General features: G+C 73.1%; 11 protein-coding genes. 5 read left to right on the top strand and 6 right to left on the bottom strand.

From position 1 onward, the window contains the following. Positions 1–324 (bottom strand): translation initiation factor IF-2 N-terminal domain-containing protein (locus tag Q7T52_RS04870; protein ID WP_304799941.1); only part of this gene is annotated, 324 nt, incomplete at its 3' end. Between the two features lie 113 nt (positions 325–437). Then, positions 438–773, bottom strand: a complete 336-nt coding sequence (locus tag Q7T52_RS04865) for a YlxR family protein (protein ID WP_304799943.1) — start codon at positions 771–773, stop codon at positions 438–440. A 94-nt stretch (positions 774–867) separates the two neighbouring features. Here Q7T52_RS04865 and Q7T52_RS04860 point away from each other — a divergent pair, with 94 nt between their 5' ends. Then, complete coding sequence (locus tag Q7T52_RS04860; RefSeq protein WP_304799940.1) at positions 868–1623, top strand: glycoside hydrolase family 16 protein; 756 nt, start codon at positions 868–870, stop codon at positions 1621–1623. On the opposite strand, the gene Q7T52_RS04855 is transcribed toward Q7T52_RS04860, so the two are convergent. Genes Q7T52_RS04855 through rimP form a run of 3 tightly spaced genes read right to left on the bottom strand, consistent with a single transcriptional unit; the run spans position 1604 to position 3899 of the window. After that, positions 1604–2398 (bottom strand): acyl-CoA thioester hydrolase/BAAT C-terminal domain-containing protein, encoded by a 795-nt coding sequence (locus Q7T52_RS04855; RefSeq protein WP_304799938.1) that lies wholly within the window; start codon positions 2396–2398, stop codon positions 1604–1606. The genes Q7T52_RS04860 and Q7T52_RS04855 overlap by 20 nt on opposite strands. Continuing rightward, positions 2395–3375 (bottom strand): transcription termination factor NusA, encoded by a 981-nt coding sequence (gene nusA, locus Q7T52_RS04850; protein ID WP_304799936.1) that lies wholly within the window; start codon positions 3373–3375, stop codon positions 2395–2397. The genes Q7T52_RS04855 and nusA overlap by 4 nt, the downstream gene beginning before the upstream one ends. Next, entirely contained in the window at positions 3375–3899 is a 525-nt protein-coding gene (gene rimP / locus Q7T52_RS04845; protein ID WP_304799934.1) for a ribosome maturation factor RimP, read from the bottom strand. The genes nusA and rimP overlap by 1 nt, the downstream gene beginning before the upstream one ends. A gap of 138 nt (positions 3900–4037) precedes the next feature. Here rimP and Q7T52_RS04840 point away from each other — a divergent pair, with 138 nt between their 5' ends. Continuing rightward, the gene (locus tag Q7T52_RS04840) at positions 4038–4586 is read left to right on the top strand and encodes a hypothetical protein (RefSeq protein WP_304799932.1); all 549 of its coding nucleotides are present in this window, start codon (positions 4038–4040) and stop codon (positions 4584–4586) included. Between the two features lie 7 nt (positions 4587–4593). After that, the gene (locus Q7T52_RS04835; protein ID WP_304799930.1) at positions 4594–5013 is read left to right on the top strand and encodes a ferritin-like domain-containing protein; all 420 of its coding nucleotides are present in this window, start codon (positions 4594–4596) and stop codon (positions 5011–5013) included. A 393-nt stretch (positions 5014–5406) separates the two neighbouring features. Here Q7T52_RS04835 and Q7T52_RS04830 read toward each other — a convergent pair whose 3' ends face one another. Continuing rightward, entirely contained in the window at positions 5407–6384 is a 978-nt protein-coding gene (locus Q7T52_RS04830; protein ID WP_304799929.1) for a zinc metalloprotease, read from the bottom strand. Positions 6385–6681: 297 nt separating this feature from the next. Here Q7T52_RS04830 and dhaK point away from each other — a divergent pair, with 297 nt between their 5' ends. Both dhaK and dhaL read left to right on the top strand, forming a co-directional pair. Then, positions 6682–7680, top strand: a complete 999-nt coding sequence (dhaK, locus tag Q7T52_RS04825; RefSeq protein ID WP_304799927.1) for a dihydroxyacetone kinase subunit DhaK — start codon at positions 6682–6684, stop codon at positions 7678–7680. A gap of 4 nt (positions 7681–7684) precedes the next feature. Further along, on the top strand, positions 7685–8144 hold a 460-nt coding region (dhaL, locus tag Q7T52_RS04820), incomplete at its 3' end, for a dihydroxyacetone kinase subunit DhaL (protein WP_304799925.1).

Below are 8144 nucleotides of genomic sequence, written 5' to 3'. Positions count from 1 at the left end.
CTGCACGACCGGGGCCGGGGCGGGCTCCGGCTCGGGGGCCGGCTTTGCCTTCGGGCCCGGCTTGGGACCGGGGCGGGCGCCGGGCTTGGCACCCGTCGTCGCACCCGCGGTGGCCGGGGTGGCCGCCTTCTCGGCGGGCTTCTCAGCAGGGGCGGCCGCCTTGAGCGACTCCCCCACCTCCTTGCGGAAACGCATCTCCGCAGGGAGCTCGACGGTGGAGCTCGCCGACTTGACGAACTCGCCCATCTCCTTGAACTTCTCGAGAACGAACTTGCTCTCGACGCCGAACTCCTTGGCGAGCTCGTGTACGCGGGTCTTAGCCACAATTCTCCTTCGTGGCCCGACCCGCGTGTGCGGTGATCGGACCTAGTGGTGGTGCAAACTCATCGGGAAGTCTTCATCGAGAGCTCATGAGCTGCTGCTCCAGTTCCTGGTCGTCATCCGTGGGGCGCGCGGGTCGTGAGGTAGTCGCTCACCGGGGCGCTGGGGAGGCCGGGGTCGGACCGCAGGGCCCGCCCGAACGCCCTCCGGCGCACCGCGAGGTCGTAACACTCGGTCGTGGGATGCAGGTGCGCCCCCCGACCGGGTGCGGTGGCTGTCGGATCGGGCACCACGGCCGGGCGGCCGTCTGCGTCCGAGCCGGCGGTCACCCGCAACAACTCGCGCTTGGCGGCCCGCCGGCGACACCCGATGCACGTACGGACAGGACCCGCGAGCACAGGGGGAGACGACTGGTGAACCACCAAGCACAGTCTAGCGGCCCCTCCCCGCATCACCGAATGCGTCACCGAGCGCGCTGGCAGGAGGGACGGCAGGCGGATCGCCAGCACCCGTGACAGCGGGCCGACGGGTCGGCAGGATCGGGTCGTGACCGACCTCCGCTTCGACGGCGCGACGCTCGACCGGGACAGGTGGCTCCCGCACTACCTGCCCGCCTGGTCGTCGCGTGCGGCCAGCGCGGCGTCGTACCGGCTGGAGGGCGGGGCGCTGGTCCTCGACGTCCCGGTGGACCACCCGGTGTGGTGCGCGGGCGACCACGTGCCGCCGCTGCGGGTCTCGGGGCTGCAGTCGGGCAGCTGGTCGGGGCCGGTCGGGTCGACGCGCGGCCAGCAGCGCTTCCGCGAGGGTCAGGTGGTGCGCGAGGAGCAGCCGTGGTTCGAGGGCTGGCTGCCCTCCGGCGAGGGCGGCGGCCTGGTCGCGATCGAGGCGGCGATGACCCTCTCGCCGCGCTCGATGGCGGCGCTGTGGCTGAGCGGGTTCGAGGACGACGACGAGCAGCTGCGCTGCGGCGAGCTGTGCGTCTTCGAGATCTTCGGCAAGGACCTCGGGCCCGGGTCGGCCGAGGTGGGCGTCGGCGTGAAGGCGTTCCGCGACCCGGCGCTCGCCCAGGACTTCGCGGCGCCGCGGGTGCGGGTCGACGTCACCGAGCCGCACGACTACGCCGTCGAGTGGGACGTCGAGCAGGCCGTGTTCAGCGTCGACGGCCAGGTCGTGCGCCGGTGCGCCCGGCCGCCGGTCTATCCGCTGCAGCTGATGCTCGCCGTCTTCGACTTCCCGGAGTGGTCCGTGGGCGATGACGACGACCTCGTGCCGGAGCTGCGCGTCAGCCGGGTGTGGGGCTGAGCCCGAGCACCCGGAGCAGGTGGGGCCGGAGCAGCGCGCCGAGGGCGGCGTCGGCCTCGTCGCTGCCGCCGTAGGCCCGCACCGGCGGGGCGGCGACCGGCGTCTCGCCGGGGAGCACCACGCGGTGCCCGGCGTCGGGGTGGGTCACCAGGGTGGTCGCGAGACCGGCGGCCTCGCGGCGCGCGACGACCGCGTCGGCGAAGTCGCACGCCGGCCAGAGCCGGTCGTCCTCGCCGGCCGCCAGCACCACCTCGCCGGTGATGCGCTCGACCGGCAGCCGGGCGGCCGGCACGCGGTCGGCGTAGGCCTCGAGGCAGTGCTCGTAGAGACCCAGGAACGCCGGCGGGCCCGTCGCGCCGGGATCCGGCGCCCAGTCGTCGTCGTAGGGGACGAACGGCAGCGGCTCTCCCCCGCTGGTCCACGACGAGCGCTGCGGGCGCTCGCTGGCGAGCGACGCCCAGACCACGTCGGTGGGTGCGAGGGCGACCACCGCGTCGACCTCGGCGTGCCGCGCTCCGAGGAGCAGGGCGGCCTCGGCGCCGCGCGACGTGCCCAGCACGACGAGCCGCTCGCAGCGCTCGTGCAGCAGGGCGAGCGGCTCGTCGAAGGACTCGAGCGGGACGAGGTCGACGGACTCGCCGAACCAGCGGTAGGACGCCGCGACGACCCCACCCAGCCCCGCCAGCACGTCGCAGCGGTCGACCTCGACCCGGCCGCTCGACCCCGCGAGGACGAGCACGCCGGTGGGTCCGTCGCCGACGACGTGGAGCGTCACGACCGGGCCGGCTCCTCCTCGTCGCCGTGGATGTCGATGCGCCAGCCGGTGAGGCGGGCGGCGAGGCGGGCGTTCTGGCCCTCCTTGCCGATCGCGAGCGAGAGCTGGAACGACGGCACGACGACGCGGGCCGAGCGGGCGGCGAGGTCGACGACCTCGACGCTGGTCACCTGGGCGGGCGAGAGCGCGTGGGCGACGAACTTCGCCGGGTCCTCGGACCAGTCGACGATGTCGATCTTCTCCTCGTTGAGTGCGTGCATGACCGCGCGGACCCGCTGGCCCATCGGGCCGATGCAGGCACCCTTGGGGTTGATGCCGGGGGCGTCGGTCTTGACCGCGATCTTGGTGCGGTGACCGGCCTCGCGGGCGATCGCGGCGATCTCGACCTGGCCGGAGGCGATCTCGGGCACCTCGAGGGCGAAGAGCTTCTTGACCAGGTTGGGGTGCGACCGGGTCAGGGTGATCTGGGGGCCGCGCATGCCCTTGCGGACCGACAGCACCAGGCACCGGATCCGGGTGCCGTGGCTGTAGGACTCGCCGGGCACCCGCTCGCTGACCGGGAGCAGGCCCTCGATCTTGCCGAGGTCGACGAGCACGTCATCGGGGTTGCGACCCTGCTGGATCACGCCGGAGATGAGGTCGCCCTCCTTGCCGGAGAACTCGCCGTACTTGATCTCGTCCTCGGCGTCGCGCAGCCGCTGCATCATGATCTGCTTGGCCGTCGTCGCGGCGATCCGGCCGAAGCCGGCCGGGGTGTCGTCGAACTCGCCGATCTTGGCGCCGTCCTCGTCGACCTCGGGCGCCATCACCAGGACGTGCCCGGTCTTGCGGTCGAGGATCACGCGCGCCTCGTCGATCGCGCCCGGCGACTTCTGGTAGGCCGTCAGCAGCGCCTGCTCGATCGCCTCGACGAGGACGTCGAACTTGATCTCCTTCTCGCGCTCCAGCTGTCGGAGGATGTTCAGGTCGATGTCCATCAGTCGTCGTCTCCCTCGTGACTCTCGGCCGGGTCCTCAGCGAGGTCCGCGGCCGGCTTGCGGTTGAACTCGATCTGCACGAGCGCCTTGATGACGTCGGCGTAGGCGACCCGACGGGCGGTGCCGTCGACGTCGAGCCCGACGCTGGTGTCGTCGCTGTCGGTGACGCGACCGGTGACGGTGACGTCACCGGCGAGGGTCACCTTGACCAGGCGGTCGGTGTTGCGGCGCCAGTGGCGCGGCAGGACGAGCGGGCGGTCGACGCCACGTGAGGTGACCTCGAGCGTGTAGGGCAGGTGGCCCAGGGCGGTCGACAGGTCGGTGTCGAGGACGTCGCCGACGAGGCGGGTCGCCTCGGCGACGTCGTCCATGGTCACGCCACCGTCCTGGTCGACGGCGACGCGGACGACGCGACGCTTGCCGGCGGTGCTCACCTCGACGGCCTCGAGGTCGAGACCGATCTCGGCCAGGGGGTCGGTGAGCGCTGACTCGATAGCGCTGGTCAACGCCTCGGGCGCGGACATCTGGACCTCCTGTGCAGTTGTGCTGCTGAGTTGTGGTGCCGTGGGGCTGTGGCTCGTGGCGACGTGCGGGTGGCGACGTGCGGGTGGCGCCCACCTACCTTAGGGCATCTCCGGCACCCGACCGGATATCGTCGCCCGGTGCCGTCCCGCCTGCCCGTCCTCAGCCGACGGGCCCTGCTGGGTGGCACCGTCGGAGCGGCCGTGCTCGGCACCGCCGGGTGCTCGCTCGGCTCCCTCGACCCGACCTCGGACGACCCCACGATCACGCCGACGAGCGGGCCGTCCTCCTCCTCTTCCTCGTCGGGGGCGACGGCCACCGCGCCGGCCGAGGTTCCGACGGCCGTCGACGACGCGGCCGTCGTGAGCGAGGTGCTCGCGGCGATCGCGCTCGCCCACCGGACGGCGCGCGCCAACATCCGCGCCCACCGCGACCTCGCGGGCCGGCTCCGTCCAATCGAGGCCCTGCACCAGACGCACGCCGACGAGCTCGGCGACCTGCCGCGCACCACCGGCCGGGTCTCCGACCCCGGCGAGACCCCGGCCCAGGCCATGGCGCGGGTCGACCGCGGCGAGGCGCGCCTGCAGCGCGTGCTCGTCGGAGCCGCCACGTCGGTCGCGAGCGGCGCCCTGGCCCAGACCCTCGCGTCGATGGCCGCCGGCGTGGCCCAGCTGCGGACGACCCTGTGAGCCGGCGATGACCTACCTCGACGCCCTCCAGGCGACCCTCGCCGGCGAGCACGCCGCGATGTTCGTCGTCGGCTACCTCGGCGGGCAGACCTCGCAGTCGGGCAGCCCCGACCTCTACGACGCCCTGCGCGACTCCTACACGACCCACCGCGGCCGGCGCGACCTGCTCGTGGACCTCGTGCGCGGGGCCGGTGGCGACCCGGTGGCGGCCGCGGCGTCGTACGACCTGCCGGCGGTGCGCCCCGACGACCCGGCCTCGATCGCCGCGGCGGCGCTCGCCGTGGAGCAGGCCTGCGGGGCGACGTACGGCTACCTCGTGGCCAGCGCCACCGGCGACCAGCGTGGCTGGGCGATCGACGCGGTCCTCGACTCCGCCCTGCGCGAGCTGGCGCTGGGCGGCGGGCCCCGGGCGTTCCCGGGGCGCTGAGCGCGACCGGACGGCCGACCGGTCAGGGAGAACCGACCCTTGTCAGGGGTTGCAACCCCTGACAACGGTCGGAATCCCCGGCCGACCGGGGAATCCGCCACCGCCGGCCCCGCTCCGAAAAACAGAGCGGTCCGCGAACTCATCCTCCGGGGAACTCCCGAGATGCTCCCCGGAGGGACGAGTACGCGGACCGCTGATGGCCTGGGACAGAGGCCAAGGTTGAAGGGACCGGCGGACCGGGGGGACACCCTTCGTGCAGAAGTCTGCAACACAGCAGGCCACCCGCGACATGGACGGAATCCATCACAAGTCTGCAATGCAGAAACCTGCAGAACGGTGCACGGACCTGCAGGAAGGTCCCGGTTCGGTGGCGCCGTGCGGCGCGGGCCGGTGTCAGCCGCGGTAGGCGGCGAACATCTCCGACATCCGGGTGCTCTGGCCGCCCGTGAACTCGGTGTAGCAGGCGTCGTCGGAGTAGTCCATGTAGTTGTGGATCGGGTCGAGGCCGGCGGCGGCGCAGGTGTCGGCGCCCTCGGGGCAGCCGCTGGTCGGCGAGGACTGCGCCGGGGTGTCGCTCACGCCGTCGTTGGTGGTCGAGCAGGCGCCCTGGAACGTGTGGTAGAGCCCGAGCCAGTGCCCGGCCTCGTGGGTCGCGGTCTCCCCGAGGTCGAAGGGCGCGACACCGCCCGGCAGCGAGCTGTACTGCACCCGGATGCCGTCGATCTCGGGGTCGCTCGCGTAGTCCCACGGGAACGTGGCGACGCCGAGGTAGTCGAAGTCGACCAGCCAGATGTTGAGGGCGTCGGAGCCGCCCAGGCGGGTCTGCGCGCGGTAGGACGTCGTGGCGCCGTCGCCGTGCCAGGTGTCGTTGTAGTAGCGGTCGGTGCCGGCCAGGGCGAACGTGAAGCCGGTGTCGGCCGCGGTGGCGCCGTTGAGTCCGGCGTACGACGCGTTGAGGACGGCGACCTGCTGGGCGATCGCGGCGTCGGTGACGTCGCCCTCGCCGCCGCTGCCGGCCATCACGTGGACGTAGACCGGGATCGACGCCGCCCGGGCCTCGGCGCGTGCCAGCTGGCGCGCCGTCTGCTTCGCCAGGATCGCGTCGGTCCGGGCGTCGATGCGGCGCTGCTCGGCCGCGGTGACCGACCGGTGGTCGTGGGCCTGGCCGCCACGCGCGGCGGTCGCGATGTCGGCGCCGGGCTCGAAGCACTCCTGCTCGACCTCCTGCTCGACCTCCTGCTCGACGGCGGCACCGAAGTCTCCGGTCGGGACGGCGGCGACCGCGCCGGACGGCGCGAGGACGCCGACCGCGCTGGCCACGGCGAGCGCGGCGAGTCCGGCGAGCAGGGAGCGTGAACGGTGCTGAGACATGGAGGGCCCTCACGGTCGTGGGCACCCGGCCGAGTCCGGGTGCCTGGGTGTCCCGCTCCGCGGAGGATCCCTCCGGTCTAGACCGGGAACCCGTCAACCTTCCCGCGCCGAGGCGCTGCGGGGCCATGATCGTGCGGCCTCTCCTTCGTGCGATGCAGGAACTTGCAATCCGCCTCGCTGCCTCCGAGTGCGAGCACGTGGACAGGGGTTGCGGCGGACCGCAGGTTCCGGTTCGTTGGCCGTAGGGAGACATGGCAGCGCCGACGACGTCGACGCCAGACTTCGGAGGACCGAGACATGAAGAAGCTCATCAACGAACCGGCCAACGTCTTGGCCGACGCCCTGCGGGGGATCGAGGCGGCCCACCCCGAGCTCCGGGTCGACCACCAGCACCGCGTCATCTATCGCGCGGAGCCCAAGCAGGACGGCAAGGTCGCGATCATCTCGGGCGGCGGGTCGGGCCACGAGCCGCTCCACGGCGGGTTCGTCGGTCCGGGCATGCTCGACGCGGCCTGCGCCGGCGAGGTCTTCACCTCGCCGACCCCCGACCAGATGGTCGAGGCGACCACGGCCGTCGACCGCGGCGCCGGCGTCCTCCACATCGTGAAGAACTACACCGGTGACGTGATGAACTTCGAGATGGCCGGTGAGCTCGCGGCCGCCGACGCCGGCGTCCGCGTCGAGACCGTCGTGACCGCCGACGACGTCGCCGTCCAGGACTCGACCTACACGGCCGGCCGCCGCGGGGTGGGCCTGACCGTGCTGCTCGAGAAGATCGTCGGCGCGGCCGCCGAGGAGGGCCAGGACCTCGACGCCGTGGTCGCGCTCGCCCAGCGCGTCAACGACGGCGGCCGGTCCATGGGCATCGCCCTGACCAGCTGCACCGTGCCCGCGGCCGGCAAGCCGACCTTCGACCTGCCCGAGGACCAGATGGAGGTCGGGGTCGGGATCCATGGCGAGCCCGGCCGCCGCCGGGTCCCGTTGGCGCCGGCGTCCGAGGTGGCGGCGATGCTCGTCGAGCCGGTCCTGGCCGACCGCGACTTCACCGGTGCGCCCGCGATCGTCATGCTCAACGGCATGGGTGGCACTCCGCTCATCGAGCTCTACGTGCTCTACGGCGAGGTGGCGATGCTGCTGGCCGACGCCGGCGTGCAGGTGGTCCGGCGCCTGGTCGGCAACCACATCACCTCGCTCGACATGGCGGGCGCCTCGCTCACGGTGCTCAGCGCCGACGACGAGCTGCTGCGCCTGTGGGACGCCCCCGTGGACACCTCCGGCCTGCGCTGGGGGGTCTGACCGGATGGCCGACACCGTCACCCAGGACCGGCTCGTCGCCTGGCTCGCCGCGTTCCGTGACGCCGTCCACGAGCACGGCGCCCACCTGACCGAGCTCGACTCGGCGATCGGCGACGCCGACCACGGCTCCAACCTGGTGCGCGGCATGGACGCCGTGATGGCCGCGCTCGAGCCGCCGCCCGATGGGGTCGCAGCCCTCTTCAAGAAGGTCGGCATGACGCTGGTGACGTCGGTCGGCGGGGCGAGCGGACCGCTCTACGGGACCTTCTTCCTCCGCGCCGGCACCGCCGCCGGTGACGCGACCGAGCTCGACCCCGCCGCGCTCGGCGCGGTTCTGCGGGCCGGGGTCGAGGGCATCGTGGCGCGCGGCAAGGCCGAACTCGGCGACAAGACGATGTACGACGCCCTCGGCCCGGCCGCCGACGCGTTCGACGCCGCTCTCGCGGACGGCGCCGACGCGGCCG

The sequence above is a fragment of the Nocardioides sp. genome (assembly GCF_030655615.1).
GTDB lineage: Bacteria > Actinomycetota > Actinomycetes > Propionibacteriales > Nocardioidaceae > Nocardioides.
This window is presented reverse-complemented; position numbering and strand designations above follow the sequence as displayed.

Bases quoted from the DNA above. Each gene is read 5' to 3' on its own strand.
- Q7T52_RS04865 (WP_304799943.1), bottom strand. From the start codon at position 773: ATGCGGGGAGGGGCCGCTAGACTGTGCTTGGTGGTTCACCAGTCGTCT.
- nusA (WP_304799936.1), bottom strand. From the start codon at position 3,375: ATGGACATCGACCTGAACATCCTCCGACAGCTGGAGCGCGAGAAGGAG.
- rimP (WP_304799934.1), bottom strand. From the start codon at position 3,899: ATGTCCGCGCCCGAGGCGTTGACCAGCGCTATCGAGTCAGCGCTCACC.
- Q7T52_RS04835 (WP_304799930.1), top strand. From the start codon at position 4,594: ATGACCTACCTCGACGCCCTCCAGGCGACCCTCGCCGGCGAGCACGCC.
- Q7T52_RS04830 (WP_304799929.1), bottom strand. From the start codon at position 6,384: ATGTCTCAGCACCGTTCACGCTCCCTGCTCGCCGGACTCGCCGCGCTC.
- dhaK (WP_304799927.1), top strand. From the start codon at position 6,682: ATGAAGAAGCTCATCAACGAACCGGCCAACGTCTTGGCCGACGCCCTG.